The following is an 810-nucleotide window of genomic DNA, read 5'->3' on the forward strand; positions in this document are numbered from 1 at the left end:
GCCTTCAGACGGTCCGACAGGTCGCGGAGCAGCTCGGCCGAGCCTCGGCACCCCGCCCCGCAGAGGATGGCAACCGAGCCTGCCGCGTCGATGCGGCAGGCGACCGCGTCGATCTCGTGCTCATCCGGCGCGATCTCGCCGCGCGAGCGTAGAGTCGCCACGCTCGGAACGGCGTGCTCGACTTTGCTGGACAGCACGTCCTGGGGGAGGGTCAGGTGCGCGACCCCGGGTCCCGCATACGCAGACGCTATCGCCTGGTGGATCACGCCGGGCGCCTGCGCTGGCGCTGTGATCGTCTGGGTGTAAAGCGACACGTCCCGGAAGAGCAGGTCCGGCTCCGTCGACTGGTGGTAGTCGATGCCCTTCAGGCGTCGCGGCATCTCCCCCGACAAAGCCAGGACGGGAGCGTGGTCGCGCGCGGCTTCGTAGAGGCCCGCGACGAGGTGCGTGCTGCCGGGCCCCGTCGTTCCGGCGCACACTGCAAGCTGGCCGGTCAGCTTCGCTTGGCCGGCCGCGGCCAGCGCCGCGCCCTCTTCGTGCCGGACGCCGACCCAGTCAATCTTGCTCTGCCGCACGGCATCGCCCAACGGGTTCAGCGAGTCGCCGATCAGGCCAAAGATCTGCCTTACGCCGACCTCCTCGAGGACGTCGACGAGGGCCTCTGCGACAGTACGCGACATGGATCAATTCCGCGGTTGGCCCGCTTTCATCCAAATGGCCGCCGGGTCCGGGCCAATGCCGCGGCGTCACTGCCAAAGCCTTGCGCTCTTGCACTAAGTGGCTTGTTGTACAGCAGGATTTGCCCGCGCG

1 protein-coding gene is annotated in these 810 nt (G+C 68.6%); it reads right to left on the minus strand.

The features are described 5' to 3' along the window. A partial coding sequence (locus tag NKJ46_RS34680; RefSeq protein WP_352671860.1) for a thiamine pyrophosphate-binding protein occupies window positions 1–680 on the minus strand: 680 nt, incomplete at its 3' end. Between the last annotated feature and the right edge of the window lie 130 nt (window positions 681–810).

The sequence above is a fragment of the Mesorhizobium sp. M0166 genome, assembly GCF_040322255.1.
GTDB lineage: Bacteria > Pseudomonadota > Alphaproteobacteria > Rhizobiales > Rhizobiaceae > Mesorhizobium.